At 71.1% G+C, this 17594-nt stretch carries 14 protein-coding genes; 5 read left to right on the top strand and 9 right to left on the bottom strand.

The annotated features are described in order from the left end of the window. Positions 1-1416, bottom strand: a complete 1416-nt coding sequence (locus tag AB0N81_RS32175; protein WP_365364552.1) for a tetratricopeptide repeat protein — start codon at positions 1414-1416, stop codon at positions 1-3. Positions 1417-1715: 299 nt separating this feature from the next. Between AB0N81_RS32175 and AB0N81_RS32170 the strand changes: the two genes are divergently transcribed. Further along, positions 1716-2246 (top strand): hypothetical protein, encoded by a 531-nt coding sequence (locus tag AB0N81_RS32170; protein WP_365364550.1) that lies wholly within the window; start codon positions 1716-1718, stop codon positions 2244-2246. Between the two features lie 95 nt (positions 2247-2341). Beyond that, entirely contained in the window at positions 2342-3202 is an 861-nt protein-coding gene (locus tag AB0N81_RS32165; protein ID WP_365364548.1) for a fused MFS/spermidine synthase, read from the top strand. 22 nt (positions 3203-3224) lie between these two features. Here AB0N81_RS32165 and AB0N81_RS32160 read toward each other — a convergent pair whose 3' ends face one another. Beyond that, a complete protein-coding gene (locus AB0N81_RS32160) occupies positions 3225-3773 on the bottom strand; it encodes a hypothetical protein (RefSeq protein ID WP_365364546.1) in 549 nt (182 codons plus the stop codon). Between the two features lie 99 nt (positions 3774-3872). Here AB0N81_RS32160 and AB0N81_RS32155 point away from each other — a divergent pair, with 99 nt between their 5' ends. Further along, positions 3873-4577: a response regulator transcription factor gene (locus tag AB0N81_RS32155; protein WP_365364544.1), complete on the top strand. Its 705-nt coding sequence runs from the start codon at positions 3873-3875 to the stop codon at positions 4575-4577. After that, positions 4574-5953, top strand: coding sequence for a HAMP domain-containing sensor histidine kinase (locus tag AB0N81_RS32150; protein WP_365364542.1), 1380 nt, complete (start codon positions 4574-4576; stop codon positions 5951-5953). The genes AB0N81_RS32155 and AB0N81_RS32150 overlap by 4 nt, the downstream gene beginning before the upstream one ends. A 735-nt stretch (positions 5954-6688) precedes the next feature. Here AB0N81_RS32150 and AB0N81_RS32145 read toward each other — a convergent pair. Further along, positions 6689-7768 (bottom strand): polyprenyl synthetase family protein, encoded by a 1080-nt coding sequence (locus tag AB0N81_RS32145; RefSeq protein ID WP_365364540.1) that lies wholly within the window; start codon positions 7766-7768, stop codon positions 6689-6691. A 331-nt stretch (positions 7769-8099) separates the two neighbouring features. Between AB0N81_RS32145 and AB0N81_RS32140 the strand changes: the two genes are divergently transcribed. Continuing rightward, a complete protein-coding gene (locus tag AB0N81_RS32140; RefSeq protein ID WP_365364538.1) occupies positions 8100-9176 on the top strand; it encodes a chitinase in 1077 nt (358 codons plus the stop codon). A 14-nt stretch (positions 9177-9190) separates the two neighbouring features. Here AB0N81_RS32140 and AB0N81_RS32135 read toward each other — a convergent pair whose 3' ends face one another. From AB0N81_RS32135 to AB0N81_RS32110, 6 genes are all read right to left on the bottom strand, one after another. Next, positions 9191-10840, bottom strand: coding sequence for a bifunctional aspartate transaminase/aspartate 4-decarboxylase (locus tag AB0N81_RS32135; RefSeq protein ID WP_365364536.1), 1650 nt, complete (start codon positions 10838-10840; stop codon positions 9191-9193). 38 nt (positions 10841-10878) lie between these two features. Beyond that, positions 10879-12558 carry an aspartate-alanine antiporter gene (aspT, locus tag AB0N81_RS32130; protein ID WP_365364534.1) on the bottom strand — a complete coding sequence of 560 codons (1680 nt, stop codon included), beginning with the start codon at positions 12556-12558 and terminating at the stop codon, positions 10879-10881. Positions 12559-12738: 180 nt separating this feature from the next. Continuing rightward, positions 12739-14160, bottom strand: a complete 1422-nt coding sequence (locus AB0N81_RS32125) for a GH1 family beta-glucosidase (RefSeq protein WP_365364532.1) — start codon at positions 14158-14160, stop codon at positions 12739-12741. A 139-nt stretch (positions 14161-14299) separates the two neighbouring features. After that, entirely contained in the window at positions 14300-15112 is an 813-nt protein-coding gene (locus tag AB0N81_RS32120; RefSeq protein ID WP_365364590.1) for a carbohydrate ABC transporter permease, read from the bottom strand. A 116-nt stretch (positions 15113-15228) separates the two neighbouring features. Then, positions 15229-16233, bottom strand: a complete 1005-nt coding sequence (locus AB0N81_RS32115) for a sugar ABC transporter permease (protein ID WP_365364530.1) — start codon at positions 16231-16233, stop codon at positions 15229-15231. 5 nt (positions 16234-16238) lie between these two features. Beyond that, positions 16239-17552 (bottom strand): ABC transporter substrate-binding protein, encoded by a 1314-nt coding sequence (locus AB0N81_RS32110; RefSeq protein WP_365364528.1) that lies wholly within the window; start codon positions 17550-17552, stop codon positions 16239-16241. Between the last annotated feature and the right edge of the window lie 42 nt (positions 17553-17594).

The raw sequence follows: 17594 nt of genomic DNA, 5'->3' as shown, positions 1-17594 counted from the left end.
CTACCGCACGGCGCGCGGCACGCACGCGTGTCTCTCCAGGAAGTCGCTCACCCCGGAGGCGCTGCGGTGCGGCAGGAGCACCCGGGCCGTCGTGTCGAGCATCGACTGGATGCGGGAGGACTGCACCTCGCCGAGGAGGGCGAGGACCTCGAGTCCCGCCGCCGCAGCCTCGTCGGGGCGGCCGGCGCGCGCCAGGTCGTCGGCGAGCTCGGCGGTGTAGAGCGCGATGTTCCGGGTGAACTGCGGGGTCTGCGAGGAGGCGGTGGCCGCGGCGAGCCGGGCGTGTCCGCTCGCCCGCTCCCACTCGCCGAGGGCCGACCAGCACTGTGCCTCCAGGCCCGCCAGCTCGGCGGGGCCGTAGAAGCTCATCCACTCCGGGTCGTCGTCCCGGACGCCGCGGTCGAAGAGCCTGTGGGCGCGGGCGAGGGCCTGCTCGCACCCCGAGCGGTCGCCGAGGCCCGCCCAGCCGCCGGCCTCCCGCAGCACGATGAGCGAGAGCAGCCGGTGGGAGCCGAGGTGGCGGGCGGCGCGCGTGGCCGCCTGGGCCGCCCGCACCGCCTCCCGGGGCCGCCCCGCGTCGCGCGCGAGGAAGGCCGTGTTGCAGAAGGCGTGCGCCTCCAAGGCGGCGTCTCCGGAGACCCGGGCCGTCGCGAGAGCCTCGGCGTAGTGCGAGCGGGCGTCGTCGAAGCGGCCCGAGTCGTGCGCCAGCCAGCCGACGGAGATCGCCAGCTCACCGGCGCCCGCGTGCAGCCGGTCCGAGGTGGACTGCCGGGTGGTGGTCCCGGCGTCGAGCAGGGTGTAGGCGGTGCGCAGGGGGGCGGCCGCGCGCCGGTAGAGCCCGTCGGCGCCGTGCCGGTCGTCGAGCAGCCTGATCTTGCGCACGGCCTCCTCGACCGCGACGGCCTCGGCCTCGCCGACCTTGCGGCCGCGCAGGGCGACCGCTTCCGCAGGACCGCCCAGGGTGAGCCCGATGGGCCCCAGGGCGGCGGCCACGGTGGCCGTCGAGCCGGTCATGAACGCGCGACGCTGCACGTCGCTCTCCTCGTGGGTCTGGACCGCGTACGGATCGCAGGCGCGGGGATCGGACCCGGACGGATGGGACTCGTACAAGTGGATCGTGGTGGTCGGTTGTTCGGTGCGCGCCCCCCTTCCGCGCACCAGCGCGCGGGGGGCGAACCCCAGGTCCGTCAGCGTCCGGCCGGGGAACATATGCAGGAACACGCGTTCGTAGGCGTAGTTGGGGCAGCGGATCTCGCCCGCCTCCACGCGCCCGATGTAGCGGGCGTCGCAGCTGACGCGCTCGCCGATCTCGCGGGCGGAGCGCCGGACGGCCGCGGCGAACTCGCCCGGTGAGCGCTGTCCGCGGAGCTGTCGGAATGCAAGGTTCGGTCGTGGGGACTGAGTTGACGATGCCATCGGTGACGACGCCATGGCCGGACCCTCTCGTGCGGATCGTGCCGGATCGTGCACACGCTCGCGCACTGGACGCCGCGCCCTGGATCTCGCGGGCCCGCCCTGTTCCGGCGGAGCACGAACGTACCGGTTGTCATGGGTCCACCACGCGGAGTTTGGCTACAAACCGGATATCTCACCCGGCATCCGCCATGAACTGCCATCCTTTGCGGCGGCGTGCCGCAGTGCCTGTTGACGCTTTCGCGCGTTGAACCATGAGGAGCGGGAGCCGGGCGGCTGCCGCACTGGCGAGGAGGGTTTCCTTGTTGGAGATCGGCATGGAGAGCGGCGACCCCTGTACGGGGGACGGCTCGTCCCCGGCATCGCTGACGACGGCGCGGCACCGGCCCACCCAGGACGGCAGCGTCTTCCCGCCGTCCGGCGCGGCGACCTGCGACGACGAGTGCTGCGACCTGGTCACGGTGCCGGCCAGGCAGGGCCTCGAGGCGGTCGACATCCTGCGCCGCGGCGCGGGCGACACCATCGGCCCGGTGCTGCACGACGGCGGCTGCGACACCCTCGGCTTCCTCGTCCCGCCGGGCACCGCCGACGGCTGGGACCTGCCGGGCAGCGCCTGCACCCAGACCTTCGGACGCGGCATGAGCGTGTACGCGGAGCCGGGCCTCGCGCAGGGCGGGCAGACCGCCCCCGCCGTCCCCGAGCCGCCGGTCGCCGGCACCGGCTGGCTCCTCCCGCCGGGCGGCGAGACCGACCCCGTCACGGACCCGGCCGTCCTGCGGGCCGCGCTCGGCCAGGCCGCCCGCACCATCGAGGCCGCCGACAACTGCCGCTGACCTCTCCGGCCGACCTTTCCCGCATCCCGGCCCCCGCACGGGGGCCCCGCACGGGCCGGCGGGCCGCGTCGTCCGCGTACGCCGATAATGGCCGGATGGCTAGGAACAAGCGGGCCCGGGAAGCGCGGGAGGCCGTCGTCGAGAAGGTGGACGGCGGACTCGCCGAGCTCATGCCGGACCGGGACAGGCCGCGCGCCTGGACGCTGCTCGTGGACGGCGCCCCGCAGTCCCACGTCGACCTCGACGACCCCGCGTACCTCGACTTCGAGTACCAGCGCAGGATCGGCCACATCGCCGACCTCGTCGCCCCGCCCGGCAAGCCGATACACGCCCTGCACCTCGGCGGCGGCGCCTTCACCCTCGCCCGCTACATAGCCGCGACCCGCCCCCGCTCCACCCAGCAGATAGTCGAGCGCGACACCGCCCTCGTCCAGCTCGTCCGCCGCGAGCTGCCCCTGGACCCGCAGACCCGGATACGGGTGCGCGGCACCGACGCCCGCGAAGGTCTCGCCAAGATCGCCGACGGCTGGGCGGACCTCGTCATCGCCGACGTCTTCAGCGGCGCCCGCACCCCCGCCCACCTCACCAGCACCGAATTCCTCACCGACGTGCGCAGGGTTCTGAAGCCCGGCGGGTACTACGCCGCCAACCTCGCCGACGGGCCGCCCCTCGCGCACCTGCGCGGCCAGCTCGCCACCGCCGCCGCGCTCTTCCCCGAACTCGCCCTCGCCGCCGACCCCGCCGTGCTCCGCGGCCGGCGCTTCGGCAACGCCGTGCTGCTCGGCTCCGACCGGGCGCTGCCCGTCGCCGAACTGACCCGGCGCTGCGCGGGCGACCCGCACCCCGGCAGGGTCGAACACGGCCGCGGGCTCAAGGACTTCAGCGGGGGAGCGGCCGCCGTCACCGACGCCGCCGCGGTCGCCTCACCGGCGCCGCCGCCCTCGGTCTTCCGCTGACACGCCCCGGGCCCCTCGAAGCTCAGGACTTCTCGATCTCCACCCGCGGTGCCGTGTCGTGCCACGTGCAGAACACCGACACCTGGGCCGCGCCCCCGGTGAAGTCCACCCGGATCCACTTGTCCTGCTTCCACGTCCGCACCGACCAGCCCGCGGCCGGGGTCGCCGAGACCAGCGTCGCGGAGTCCTTGCCGAGATCGAGGACGACCCGGCCGCCGTCGGTGCTGTAGCTCTTCACCGTGCCGGTGCCGGAGCTTGTGGGCGGCGGGGAGGACTTGCCGGATTGCTTTCCGGAGGGGGCGGGGGATTTCGGGGACTCCGGTGACTCGGACGACTTCGCCGGTTTCGACGGCCGCCGGGACTTCTCGGCCGGCGCGGACTCGGGCCGGTGCGTCGAGGACGCCAGCGGCTCGGCGTGGTCCGCGCCGCCGTCGTCGCCCGCCAGCGGCAGGGCCCGCGGCGGGTCGTAGGCGGTGCCCGCCATCACCGTGTGGACGCCCCACCAGGACAGCGTGACCGCCGCGCCCGTGGCGAGCGTCCACGCGATGGTGTGTACGAGTCCTCTGTGCATCGCGGGCCATACTGCACCACGTTCCGCGGCTCTGTCCCCCGGGGCGGGGCGTCCTCCCGGAGAGGACCGCGTTCCTCCGTATGGCGTACGGTGCCGCCCATGGCAAGTGTGCTCGTCGTCGAGGATGACCAGTTCGTACGCTCCGCCCTCATCCGGCATCTGACCGAGGCATCGCACACCGTGCGCAGCGTCGGCACGGCCCTGGAGGCGCTGCGGGAGGTCGCCCATTTCCGCTTCGACGTGGTGATCCTGGATCTCGGCCTGCCCGACCTCGACGGGTCGGAGGCACTGAAGATGCTCCGCGGCATCACGGACGTCCCCGTGATCATCGCGACCGCGCGGGACGACGAGACGGAGATCGTGCGGCTCCTGAACGACGGCGCCGACGACTACCTCACCAAGCCGTTCTCCGTCGAGCACCTCTCGGCGCGCATGGCCGCCGTGCTGCGCCGCGCGCGTGTCCCGGCCGGCGACGTGCCGCCGAGCAGCGTGCTCCAGGTCGGCGGGCTCTGCATCGACCCGCTGCGGCGCCAGGCCGAGCTGGACGGGGCGCGCCTCGACCTGACGCGGCGCGAGTTCGACCTGCTCGCCTTTCTCGCCGGGCGGCCCGGCGTCGTCGTGCCGCGCAAGGAACTGCTCGCCGAGGTCTGGCAGCAGAGTTACGGCGACGACCAGACCATCGACGTACATCTGTCGTGGCTGCGGCGGAAGCTGGGCGAAACGGCCGCACGCCCCCGCTACCTCCACACTCTGCGCGGGGTCGGCGTGAAGCTGGAACCGCCCCTGCCGGAGCACGCGCGGTGAGGTGGGCCCTCGTCAAGGTCTGCCTGGCCGTCACGACGATGGTCGTGGTGGCCTTCGCGGTGCCGCTGGGCCTCGTCGTCAAGGAGATGGCGAGGGACCGCGCCATCTCGAACGCGGAACGGCACGGCGCGGGCATGGGCCCCACGCTCTCCATCACCACGGACCGCGAGGAGCTCACCCGGGCCGTCGCCTCGTCAGAGGCGGGCGGCGACGGCCGGATGGCCGTGTACGTACCGGCCGTCGACGGCGACGAGGCCTTCGAGGTCGGCGACCCGAGGGCCGGGGCGCGGGCCGTGGAGGCGACCCGCAAGGAGGGCCGGGCCAGGACCACCGGGGTGCCCGGCGGCTTCGTGGTCCTGCAGCCCACCGCGCTCAGCTCGGGCACGGCGGTCGTGGAGATCTACGTTCCCGAGGCCGAGGTCAGCAATGGCGTGACCACGGCGTGGCTGGTGCTCGCGGGCGTCGGTATCGCGCTCGTCATCGGCTCGGTGGCGGTCGCGGACCGGCTCGGCGTACGCATGGTCCAGCCCGCCAAGCGCCTGGTGGGCGCCGCGCACGACCTCGGCGAGGGAAAGCTGGGGGCGCGGGTGCCGGAGGAGGGGCCGACGGAGCTGCGGCTCGCCGCGGTGGCGTTCAACTCGATGGCCGACCAGGTCGTCCAACTCCTGGCGAACGAACGCGAGTTGGCGGCCGACCTCTCGCACCGTCTGCGTACGCCGCTGACCGTGCTCCGGCTCAACGCGGCCTCGCTCGGCGAAGGACCCGCCGCCGAACAGACGCGCACCGCGGTCGAGACGCTGGAGCGTGAGGTCGACACCATCATCCGCACCGCGCGCGACGCGAAGCCGCGGACCGCGGCGGTCGGGCCCGGCGCCGGCTGTGACGCCGCGGAGGTGATCCGGGAGCGGATGGCGTTCTGGTCGGCGCTCGCCGAGGACGAGGGCCGCGAGGTGCGGGTGGCGGGCGTCGAGAGGCCGGTCCGCATCCCGGTGGCCCGCCCCGAACTGGTCGCCGCACTCGACGCGTTGCTCGGCAACGTCTTCCGGCACACGGGCGAAGGCACCGCCTTCTCGGTGGACGTCCACAGCGGCGAGGACGCCGTGATCGTGCTCGTCTCCGACGCGGGACCCGGCATCGCCGACCCCGAGGCCGCGCTGGCCCGGGGCGCGGGCTCGGGCGAGGACGGCTCCACGGGCCTCGGCCTCGACATCGTGCGCCGCCTCGCCGAGTCGACGGGCGGCGACGTCCGTATCGGCAGGTCGGTCCTCGGCGGCACGGAGGTCCGCATCTGGATTCAGCTGGACGCCCGGCGCCCCGCGGAGGGACGCCGGGGTCACCGGGGGGACGCGGTACGCCGCCGCAAGCGGACGCCTTAGTTCCTGCGTTGGGAGGCGCTACTTTTTCTGTCCGCGTGGGTCATCGCGTCGCACAGTACGGATTTCTTCGGCCGGTTCGCTCCGGTGGCCGACGACGAGCGGCTCCTTGCGACGGCTCTCTGGGCGTACTGGGGTTTCGCCTTCGACGACGCCCGTCGTGACAGCGGACCGCTCAGCAGGTGCAGCGGGCCTGCGAGACCGGCACGGCGGCGACCGACTCCTGGTGAGCGCCTGTTGACCTCGTCGACCAGGGCAGGAATTTTAATTGATGCAATTGTGTGCGTGGAGGAGTTTCCTGTTCGGTGCGACGCATCCCTTCGGGTAATGCGGCGGCGTTTTCCGGCCTTACGTCAGCGACCGGGCGGTTAAGGTGAAATCACCGGTACCCGTTACCTGTGGCCGCCGCCTCGGTGCCGTCGGACCACAACCTCTCCGGTGGCTTCACGTGGGGTCCGCGCGACTGACGCCCGACGTCGCCGAAAGAGGGTGGGAGCCGTCCCGGGGGCGGCTCCCACCTCTTTCCTTCAGCGAGCACGAGCCTGGGTGACAGCGTCGTCTTGCCGCAGCCGCTGGGGCCGAGCAGACCCACGATGCAGCCGCGGGGGATGGTGGAGGTGACGTTCGACAGGACCGTGTGGCTGCCGCGGTCCACCCGCAGTCCATGGGCGTACGTTCGGTGCCTTTTGTGACGCGTCCACCGAACGGTCAACGGACCACCGGGCCGAAGGGCGGGGTTCAGGAATCGCGCCGGATCATCATCGAGGCGATCTCCTGCAGTTGGCGGTACGCGTCCGCCGTCGGCCGGGCGTGCGACAGGGCCCGCAGGGCGGCCGACATCTGACGGCGGGCCTCCTCCTCCGCGGCCTGCCTTCCACCGGCCTTCTCCACCAACTCCCCCGCCAGCTGCACCTCCTGGGCGTCCAGGGGGTGCGGCGACCGGTACAGGGATCGCAGGCGCTCCGCGGCGGAGCAGGAGCCGGCGAGCGCCGCCACGACCGGGAGGGACTTCTTGCGCGCCGCCAGATCGGCGCCGACCGGCTTCCCGCTGCGTGCCGCCCGGCCCCAGATGCCCATGACGTCGTCGGCGCACTGGAAGGCCACTCCGAGCCGGCGCCCGAACTCCCGGAGCCCCCGCACCCGCCCGCTGTCGGCCCCCGCGAGCACTCCGCCCAAGGCGCAGGCGCACCCCATCAGGGACCCCGTCTTGCCCTCCGCCATGGCCAGGTACCGCGCCACGGACACCTCGGGTGTCTGCTCGAAGGCCACGTCGTGGCTCTGGCCCTCGACCAGGTCGAGGAGGGCGCGGACCAGTTCCTGCACGGCCACGGCCGCGAACTCCGCCGGGGAGTGGGCGACTTCCCGCATCGCCGCGACGAGCAGGGCGTCCCCGGTCAGCACCGCCGACGCCGTGCCGAACGCCGACCAGACGGCCGGGCGGTGGCGGCGCAGGGCGTCCCCGTCCATGACGTCGTCGTGCAACAGCGTGAAGTCGTGCACGAGTTCCACGGCCACCGCGCCCGGCAGCGCGCTCTGCGGGGAGCCGCCCACGGCCACCGCCGAGAGCAGCGCCAGTGCCGGTCTGACCGTCTTGCCTCGGCCACTCGCCGCGACCAGAGGCGTGCCGTCGGCCTCGCACCAGCCGCGGTGGTAGCCCGCTGCCCTGCGTTCCGTCGCGGGCAGGGCCGCCACAGCGGCCTGGAGGGCGGGCAGGACAAGGTCGTCCACCCAGCCCAGGCGGGGGAAGGCCGCGCCGGATGCGGATGCGGATGCGGGTGCGGGTGCTGGCGCGGGTGCCGGGCCGGTGATCTGCGACATGCGCTACTCCTCAGACGTACGACGGGGAGCGGCGCGGCGACCGGGCCGGCCACGCCGTGGAACCGGGTCAGTCAATCGGGGTCGTCCGGCACGAAGAAGCCGCAGCACGCCACCCCGCTTGATGATCACTGGGGCGGCCCAAGCCTCATACGGTGGGCTCAGCGGAAAGTCACGGTGAGCCGCCCGGCGCGAGATCTTTAACCGGCTCCCATCCCTCCCTTAAGCGCACCCTAAGATCCCCGGCCGGGGTCCCGTACGGGCGTTTTGTCGTTTTCCGCGCGGCTAGCGTGCTGCCGCACCCCCACCCCCGTACAGCTAAGGCAGGCACGCGATGAGCAGCACGCACCGGCGCACGGTCAGCACCCGGTCCAAGGTGACAGGCGGGCTGGTGGCCGCGTCACTCGTCGGCGGCGGCGCCTTCCTCTTCTCGGGGACGGCGCTCGCGACGAAGGCTCCCGCAGAGAAGACCACAGAGAAGACCGCGGAGAAGACCGCGGGGAGCAAGTACGCCGCGGCCTCCGCCAAGTTCGCGCCCTTCGTCGACACCTCCCTCGCCCCGGCCCACGACCTCCTCGACACCGCCGAGAAGACCGGCGTCAAGGAGTTCACCCTCGCCTTCATCACCTCCGGCGGCGGCTGCGAGCCGCTGTGGGGCGGGGTCACCGGGCTCGGTGACGACAAGGTGGCCGCACAGATCGAGGGCCTGCGCGCCAAGGGCGGCGACGTCCGCGTCTCGTTCGGCGGCGCGGCAGGCTCCGAGCTGGGCCTGAAGTGCGACAGCGCCGACGCCCTCGCCAAGGCGTACGGCAAGGTCGTCGACGCGTACAAGCTCACCAAGGTCGACTTCGACATCGAGGGCGCCGCGCTGCCGGACACGGCGGCCAACACCCGCCGCGCCCGGGCGATCGCGCGGCTGCAGGAGGAGCACCCGGGCCTGGACGTGTCGTTCACGCTGCCCGTGATGCCCGAGGGTCTGACACAGCCCGGCGTCGAGCTGCTCGCCGACGCCAAGGAGCACGGCGTGCGGATCGACACCGTGAACATCATGGCCATGGACTACGGGCCCGCCTACAGCGGCGACATGGGCGAGTATGCGATCCAGGCCGCCACCGCCACGCAGCAGCAGATCAAGACCGCGCTCGGCCTCTCCGAGAAGGCCGCGTGGCAGACCGTCGCCGTCACCCCGATGATCGGCGTCAACGACGTCACGACCGAGGTCTTCAAGGTCGACGACGCCGCCCAGCTCGTGAAGTTCGCCGAGGAGAAGGGCATCGGCCACCTCTCGATGTGGTCGTCGACCCGTGACAAGGCCTGTGAGGGCGGCGCTTCCGGCTCGGCGCAGCCGACGTGCTCGTCGATCGAGCAGGAGCCGCTGGCCTTCACGAAGGCGTTCGCCAAGTTCTCCTAGGCGTTCGCCAAGTTCTAGGCGTTCGGCGCTCGCCACTCCTCCGCGTAGTCGTTGAAGATCTTCCGCAGGTGGTGGCCGATCTTCAGGTAGTCGAGGTCGTCGAGGTTGGCGAGCGAGACGCGCACGGACCACTGCGGGCCGTCGAAGCCGCCGCCGTTGAGCAGCACCACGGACGTCTGCTCGGCGAGGCGGAACAGCGGGTCGACCGGTTCGTAGTTCTGCTCTAGGTAGTCCGCGAACTCCTTGCCGTGGACGCGCTCGGCCTCCGCGAGCAGATCCAGCTCGATGTAGTAGGCGGCCCGCTGCGGATCGTCCGCGATCTTCATGTGGGCGCCTTCGAGGAGGAGGCCGAGGCGCTGCCGCACGATCGCGCGGATGCGCGCCTTGTACGCCTGGCCCTCTTCGAGCATGTCGAAGAGCGAGAAGAGGACCATCATCACCTGCTGGGGGAGCGAGAGCCCCGCCGTGTGGTTCAGGGCGACCTGGCGCGAGTCCGCGACGAGGCGGTCGATGAAGCGGATCTTCCCCGGTTCCAGCGACAGCGTCCCGTAACGGCTGTCGAGCCGCCGCTTCTCCGCGTCGGGCAGGGCCGCGATCAGCTCGTCGACGACGTTGTCGTCGTGCAGGCCGATGACGCCGAGCCGCCACCCCGTACAGCCGTAGTGCTTGGAGTACGAGTACACGAGCAGGGTGTTGCGCGGCAGGTCGCACGCGAGCGAGCGGAAGCCCTCCACGAACGTGCCGTACACGTCGTCCGTGACGATCAGCAGGTTCGGGTTCTCCGTCGCGACGATGTCCTTGATCTGGTCCGTGACGCGCCGGCTGAGCGCCAGCGAGGGCGGGTTGGACGGATTGACGAGGCAGAGCAGCTTGACCGACGGGTCCGCGAGCTTGGCGACCTCCTCGGCGGGGTAGCGCCACTCGCGCACCCCGGTCTCGGCGAAGAGGCTCGCCTCGACGTGTACGACGTCGAACTCGTACGTGTCGAGCTCGGGGATCTCGATGTACGGGGTGAACACCGGCACCATCAGGGCGATCCTGTCGCCCTTCTCCAGGACGCCGTTCTTCATGAGCGAGTCGAAGATGTAGCACATCGCCGCCGTGCCGCCCTCGGTCGCGAACAGCGAGAGCCCGTCGGCCTGCGGCTCACCGGCGTACAGCTCGTCGGCGAGATAGCCGCGCACGATCCGCTGGGCGTGCGACAACATGCGGTCGGGAACCGGGTAGTTGTCGCCGACCGAGCTGTCCGTCAGCTCGTGGACGAACTCGTCCCGGTCGAAGCCGAAGCGCTCGACGGCGTACTCCACGCACTTTTGCAGCAGCTCCACGCCCGGCAGGCCGGGGTGGCCGCGCACGAACGCGTCGAAGCGTTCGCCGGAGCCGGGCTTCTCCGGCATGCCGCCGAGGTTGTCGGCCGTCCACACGCGTCGCGACTCGGCGAGGGCGAAGTAGCCGAGGGCGTGGAAGGCCTCGCGCGGCCCCGTGGCGACCCAGTTGGGGTTGCCGCGGCCCGCGTTGAGCATCTGCGCGCTCGACTTCTCCTTCTGACCGGGCTTGTCGGCCTGCGCCGCCTGCGCGATCCCGATGAACTTGTCCTTCAGCTCGAAGGGGCTGAGCCGGGCGAAGGACTGGATCTCCGCGCGGGTGAACGTGGTCTTCGGCACGGCTTGCCTGCTTCCTTCTTGAGTGCGGCGGTCATGGCTCATGCTCCGAGTACGCCGACGAGGATCGGCCCGGTCAGGGGGAGCAGGAAGTTCGAGAGGGCGTACGTGATCGTGTAGCCGAGCATCGGGACGGAGCTCTGGGCCGTCTGGGTGACGGAGGTGATCGCCGGGGTCGAGCACTGCTGGCCCGCGATGGCGCCGATGAGGAGCGGCTTCTCGATCTTCAGGATCTTGCTGCCGACGATCAGGGAGACCGTCGCGGGAACGAGCACCATGGCGATCCCGGCGAAGGGCAGCAGCGCCCCGTACTCCTTGAGCAGCGGCCACGCCTGCGGTCCCGACACCAGCCCGGTGCAGGCGATGAAGACCGCGAGCCCCATGTCCTTGATGGTCGAGGCGGCCTGCGGCGGGAAGGCGCCGAAGGTCTGCCTGCGGGAGCGGAACCAGCCGAACAGCAGCCCGGAGATCAGACAGCCGCCGCCGGTGCCGAGCGACATCGGGACGTCGCCGAACTCCACGACGACCTGTCCGAGCAGGGAGCCCGCGGCGATGCCGAGCCCCAGATAGACGAAGTCGGTGGCGTCGTTCCTGACGACCGCGCCGATCTTCGCGACCAGCTTGTTCAGCCCGGAGCGGGCGCCGACGAGGGTGAGCACGTCGCCGCGGTGCAGCTCCGTGTCGCCTGCGGCAGGCAGCAGCTGGTCGCCGCGGAGCACGTCGGTGACGTACACGCCGTCCTTGATGAACTCGGGGTGCGTGCGCTGCAGCCGGTCGATGGTGAGGCCGTCCGTCGCCTTGTCGGTGACGGCGACCTGACTGGTGGCCAGCGGGGTGTCGACGCCGGGGATGCCGGGGGTCTCGGGGCCGATGAGGCGTCCGGCCTCGATGACGTTGGCACGCCGGCCGACCAGCAGGACCAGGTCGGAGAGGGTCAGCCGCAGGCCGGGAGCGACCGGCAGGAGCTTGCTGCCGCGCTTGACGGCCTCGACGGTGATGCGGCCGTCGAGCTCGCTCTGCAGGTCACCGACGGTCCTGCCGTCGCCCGTCGTCACGAGATGGGTGCGGCCGACCGTCCCCGGCAGCGCCTCGCGCTCGTCGGACTCCAGACCGCCGCCGCCCCCGCGCATCTTCTCCCACAGCTCGCGCGAGGCGTCCCGCAGATCGATGCGCAGGAGCATCGGCATGATCTGGCTGGTGTAGATCACGATGGTGATCAGGCCGAAGAGATAGCAGACGGTGTACGCGGTGGCGACGTGTCCCTGATACTCGGTGATCTGCGCCTGACCGAGGCCGTGCAGCTTCCCGATGGACTCGGTGGCCGTGCCCACCACCGCCGACTCGGTGGCGGCCCCGGCGAGAATTCCGGAGGCCGTGCCGACGTCCAGGTCGAAGGCCTTGGCGAGGCCGAACGCGATGCCGAGCACACAGACCAGCTCGATCCCGCAGAGCGCGAAGAAGCGCAGGCTCCCGCGGTTGAGGTGGGCGAAGAACTGCGGTCCCGCCATATAGCCGAGGGCGAAGATGAAGAGCGCGAAGAAGACCGTCTTGACGTCGTCGGAGACCGTGACCTTCGCCCAGGCGCCGATCAGCAGCGAGACGATGAGGGTGCCGCAGATGCCGCCCAGGGTGATGGGGCCGACGCGCAGTTTGCCCAGCAGGTGGCCGAGGGCGAGGCAGACGAAGAGCGCGAGTTCGGGATGGTCACGGAGAACACCCACGGACCGTCACCCGGCCCGGACTGTCACACAATGTGCTGCTGTCACAGAACGTGCTGCTGTCACAGAACGTGCTGCTGTTACGGAATGTGCAGAATTCGGCATAGTCGCAACGTAAGGAGCCGAGTGGCGGCACGCCACTCGGCTCCTGCGCCTCTTCCGTGTGCCGACGGGCGGCGCGGATCAGATCACGACGGACTCCGCGGGCAGCTCACCGGCCCCGGCGACCGTCGCGTACCAGTGGGCGCTGGACTTCGGGGTGCGGGCCTGCGTCTCGTAGTCGACGTAGACCGCCCCGAACCGCTTGCCATAGCCGTACGACCACTCGAAGTTGTCCAGGAGCGACCACAGGTAGTAGCCGCGGACGTCCGCCCCGTCGGCGATGGCGCGGCGCACGGCGCCCAGGTGGCCGTGCAGGTAGGCGATGCGCTCCGGGTCGTGGACGCGGCCGTCCGCGTCGGGCTTGTCGTCGTAGGCCGCGCCGTTCTCCGTGATGTACATCGGGAGGCCGGGCACCTCACGCGCGTACCGCATGATCAGCTCGTGCAGCCCCGACGGGTCGATGGTCCAGCCCATCTCGGTGCGCTCGCCCGGCGTCTGGTGGAAGGCGACGTCGTCGGAGCCCGGCCACGGGGAGTGCTCGCTCGCCCCGTGCCCGTCGGCGCGCCCGTTCGTGGTGCCGTCCGGCGCGGCCGAGACCAGCGCGGGCGTGTAGTAGTTGAGGCCCAGCGCGTCCAGGGGCTGGTGGATGGCGGCCAGGTCGCCGTCGCGCACGCAGGACCAGTCGGTGATCCGGGCGGTGTCCGCGAACAGGTCCGCCGGGTAGGCGCCGTGCAGCATCGGGCCGTGGAAGACGCCGTTGGCGAGGTTGTCGATGCGCCGCCTGGCGTCCTGGTCCGCCGGGTCGTCGGAAACCGCCCTGACCACCGCCGAGTTGAGGCTCACGGCGATACGGGCGCGGGCCGGCAGGGCGGCGCGCAGCGCCTGGGTGCCCAGGCCGTGCGCGAGGTTGAGGTGGTGGGCGGTGTGCAGGGCGGCGGCCGGGTCGGTGCGGCCGGGCGCGTGCACGCCGGAGCCGTAGCCCAGGAAGGCGCTGCACCAGGGCTCGTTGAGCGTGATCCAGGACGAGACGCGGTCGCCGAGCGCCTCGCCGACGATGCCCGCGTACTCGGCGAACCGGTACGCGGTCTCGCGCGCCGGCCAGCCGCCCGCGTCCTCCAGCTCCTGCGGCAGGTCCCAGTGGTAGAGGGTCAGGGCGGGCTGGATGCCCCGGGCGAGCAGCTCGTCGACCAGGCGCCGGTAGAAGTCCAGGCCGCGCTGGACGGCGGGCCCGCGTCCGGTGGGCTGCACGCGCGACCAGGAGACGGAGAAGCGGTAGGCGTTCAGGCCGAGGCCCGCCATGAGCTCCACGTCGTCGCGGTAGCGGTGGTAGTGCTCGACGGCGACGTCGCCGGTGTCGCCGCCGGCGGTCCGGCCCGGGGTGTGGCTGAAGGTGTCCCAGATGGAGGGGGTGCGGCCGTCCTCGCGCACGGCACCCTCGATCTGGTACGCGGAGGTGGCGGTGCCCCAGAGGAAGTCGGCCGGGAAGGCAAGGGACTCAGGCATGGAAGCGCTCCCATGAGAAAGAGGAAAGGGTACGAGAAGGGAGAGAAGAGAGAGGGGGAAAGGAGAGAGTGAGGAGAGGGGGGAGGGGGAGAGGGGGAGGTCCGGGAACCGGTCCGGGAGCCCGGGGGCTCCCGGAGGTTCAGCCCTTGACCGCGCCCTGCATGATCCCGCTCACGATCTGCTTGCCGAACAGCACGAACGCCAGAAGCAGCGGCAGCGTACCGAGCAGCGCCCCCGCCATGATCACCGCCCGGTCGGGGATGTAACCCGTACCGAGGGAGTTGAGTGCCACCTGGACGGTCGGGTTCGACTGGTTGAGCGCGATGATCGGCCACAGGAAGTCGTTCCAGGCCATGACGAACGTGAGCAGCCCGAGGACGGCCATCGCGGGCCGCGCCGCGGGGAACACCACGTGCCAGATGATCCGCAGACTGCTGGCCCCGTCCATCCGCGCCGCCTCGATCAGCTCACTGGGCAGCGCCTGTATCAGGTACTGCCGCATGAAGAAGACCCCGAAGGCGCTCACGAACGTCGGCAGGATCACCGCCTGGAGCTGGTTGGTCCACTGCAGGTCGGCGATCCACAGATAGAGCGGTACGACGCTGAGCTGCGGCGGCACCATCATCGTGCCGATGGTCAGCAGGAGCAGCGCGCCGCTGAACCTGAACTTCAGCTTGGCGAAGGCGAATCCGGCGATGGTGGAGAACAGCACGGTGCCGATCGTGATGCTGCCCGCCACGATCGTGGTGTTGAGCATCGCGTCGCCGAGGCTCGCCTCGGTCCAGGCCCGTTCGAGGTTCTTGAAGAGGTTCCCGCCGAACCACAGGGGCGGCGGTGTCTGGGCGAGCCGTCCGCTCGTCCGCGACGCCGCGATCGCCGTCCAGATCAGCGGCGCCAGCGAGACGGCCGTGAACAGCGCGAGGACGAGGTACGTCACGGGTCCCGCGTGCATCGTGCGGCCGGCCTTCGGGCCCAGCCGGCGCCCGCGGCCGCCCGGCCCCGGGCCCGCGGGGCGGTCGGTCCGTGCGTCCTCGGGGCGGTCGGCCACCCGGTCCACCGTGCGGGACTTCATCGGTCCTTCCTCAGGCGTCGGGCGATCAGCAGATTGACCGCGGCGATGAGCAGGAGGATCACGAGCATCAGCCAGGCGACGGCCGAGGCCCGGCCCAGGTGGCCGTTGATCCAGCCCTGGTCGTACAGATAGAGCCCCAGCGTCTGGAACTGGTGGTCGGCGCCGCCCTTGGACCCGGCCGTGCCGCCGAACAGCAGTGGTTCGCCGAAGAGCTGGGTCGCGCCGATGGTGGAGACGACCACCGTGAACAGGATCGTCGGGCGCAGCATCGGGATCGTCACGTGCCGGAACTGCTGCCAGCGCGACGCGCCGTCCAGCGAGGCCGACTCGTACAGGTCGTGCGGCACGGCCTGCATCGCCGCCAGGTAGATCAGCGCGTTGTAGCCGGTCCACCGCCAGATGACGATCGACGACACCGCGAACTGCGAACCCCACGACGACTCGCGCCAGTTGACGGGGTCGAAGCCGACCGAGCCGATCATCCAGTTGACCATGCCGCCGTCCCACGCGAACAGCAGCGTGAAGACCAGCGAGGCGCTGGCCACCGAGGTGGCGTACGGGGCGAGCATCGCCACGCGCCACAGGGTGGAGCCGCGCAGCTTGTAGTTGAGCAGATGCGCGATGCCGAGCGCGACGGCCAGCTGGGGCACGGTGGAGATGACACCGATGGTGAAGGTGTTGCCGAGCGCGTTCCAGAAGTAGTCGCTCTGCAGCAGGTTGGTGTAGTTCTCCAGGCCGATCCAGGTGCTGTCGTCGAGGTTGGTCAGCGACAGGCGGTGCATCGACGCCCAGCCGGTGTAGAGCAGCGGGAAGAGGCCGAAGGCACCGAAGAAGAGGAAGAAGGGCGCCACGAAGACGTACGGCGACGCTTTTATGTCCCAGCGGTACAGGCGGCTGCGCCACGAGGACGTGGGGGAGGCCTTGCGGCTCCCGGACGCGGCCGGGGCCGCGTCCCCCTCGCCGGGGGACGCGGTCTCGGCGTACTCAGCGGTCTCGGACATGCGCGTCACTGTCCCAGAACATCCTTGATCTCCTTCTGCGCGGCTTCCCAGCCCTGCGCCGGAGACTTGCCCTGCTGCTCCACCTGGAGCACACCGATGTCCGTGATGGACTGGCCGATCTGGGCGTCCTTCAGGCCGTAGACGGCCGAGGGGGTGTTCTTCGCGATGCCGGCGAAGATCTCGGTGATGGGCGCGTCACTGAAGTACGCCTTGGTCGCGGCCGAGGGCTTCAGCGTGTCGTACACCGACGGGGTGGACGGGAAGCTGGCCTGCTTGGCGAAGACCTTCGCGAGCTGCTCGGGCTGTGTCAGCCAGACGGCGAGCTCGGTCGCCTCCTTCTTGTGCTTGCCCGCGCTCGGCACGCCGAGGAACGTGCCGCCCCAGTTGCCGTCCGTGGGCGCCTTGGCCATGTCCCACTGGCCCTTGCCCTCGGGCCCCGTCTTCTCCTGGATGTAGCCGGCCATCCACGCCGGGCAGGCCACGGTGGCGAACTTGGCGTTGGCGAAGCCCTGGTCCCACGTCGGGTCGAACTGCTTGAGCTTGGCGGACATGTCGCCCTGCGCGACCTTCATCGCCGCGTCCCAGGCGTCCTTGCGGCCCTGGCTGTCCTCGTAGATCTCCTTGCCGCCCTTGTCGTAGTACCGCTCTTTCGCACCGGCGAAGACGGCGTTGTAGACACTGGAGGCGGAGTCGACGAACTTGGTCTCTCCGGGGGCCTTCTTCATGTACTTCTCGCCGAGCGCGACGTACTTGTCCCAGTCGCCGCCCCACTCCTTGGCGAGCTCCTCGCGGTCGGTGGGCAGGCCGGCCTTCTTGAACAGGTCCTTGCGGTAGCAGAGTGCCGTCGGGCCGATGTCGACGCCGAGGCCGATCGTCTTGCCGTCCTCGGTCGTGGCCTGCTGCCACTTCCAGTCGAGGTACGTCGACTTCTTGACGCCCTCGGCCTTGCCCAGGTCCTCGAACTTGGCGCCCTGGGTCTGCACGACCTCGGTGATGTTGCTGACCTCCACGGCGGCGACGTCGTTCACGCCGGCGCCCGACTGGAGCTGGGTGAGGAGCTTCGGGTAGTAGGCGTCGTTCCGCTCGATCACGTTCTCTTTGATCTTGATGTTCGGGTGCGACTTCTCGTACTCGTCGTAGAGGCCCGCCTGCTTCAGGCCCAGCACACCGAACGTGCCGACATTGAGCGTGATCTCGCCGTCGCCGCCCGCGGAGCCACTGTCGTCGTCGCTCGAACAAGCGGTCAGCAACCCCGTGGCCAGCGCCGTCGCGGCCGCGTAAGCCACGAGTCGGCGGGACCGGCGGTAATTGGTGCGCATGACGTCCTCCTGTTGCCTGACGTGCCGACCCCCCGGCCAACT

This window comes from Streptomyces sp. NPDC093510, from assembly GCF_040683555.1.
Taxonomy (GTDB): Bacteria; Actinomycetota; Actinomycetes; order Streptomycetales; family Streptomycetaceae; genus Streptomyces.
Note: the sequence above shows the minus strand (reverse complement) of the source record. Positions and strands in the feature narration are given on the sequence as shown.

Bases quoted from the DNA above. Each gene is read 5' to 3' on its own strand.
- AB0N81_RS32120 (WP_365364590.1), bottom strand. From the start codon at position 15,112: ATGCACGCGGGACCCGTGACGTACCTCGTCCTCGCGCTGTTCACGGCC.
- AB0N81_RS32165 (WP_365364548.1), top strand. From the start codon at position 2,342: ATGGCTAGGAACAAGCGGGCCCGGGAAGCGCGGGAGGCCGTCGTCGAG.
- AB0N81_RS32145 (WP_365364540.1), bottom strand. From the start codon at position 7,768: ATGTCGCAGATCACCGGCCCGGCACCCGCGCCAGCACCCGCACCCGCA.
- AB0N81_RS32175 (WP_365364552.1), bottom strand. From the start codon at position 1,416: ATGGCATCGTCAACTCAGTCCCCACGACCGAACCTTGCATTCCGACAG.
- AB0N81_RS32140 (WP_365364538.1), top strand. From the start codon at position 8,100: ATGAGCAGCACGCACCGGCGCACGGTCAGCACCCGGTCCAAGGTGACA.
- AB0N81_RS32160 (WP_365364546.1), bottom strand. From the start codon at position 3,773: ATGCACAGAGGACTCGTACACACCATCGCGTGGACGCTCGCCACGGGC.
- AB0N81_RS32155 (WP_365364544.1), top strand. From the start codon at position 3,873: ATGGCAAGTGTGCTCGTCGTCGAGGATGACCAGTTCGTACGCTCCGCC.
- AB0N81_RS32110 (WP_365364528.1), bottom strand. From the start codon at position 17,552: ATGCGCACCAATTACCGCCGGTCCCGCCGACTCGTGGCTTACGCGGCC.
- AB0N81_RS32125 (WP_365364532.1), bottom strand. From the start codon at position 14,160: ATGCCTGAGTCCCTTGCCTTCCCGGCCGACTTCCTCTGGGGCACCGCC.
- AB0N81_RS32115 (WP_365364530.1), bottom strand. From the start codon at position 16,233: ATGTCCGAGACCGCTGAGTACGCCGAGACCGCGTCCCCCGGCGAGGGG.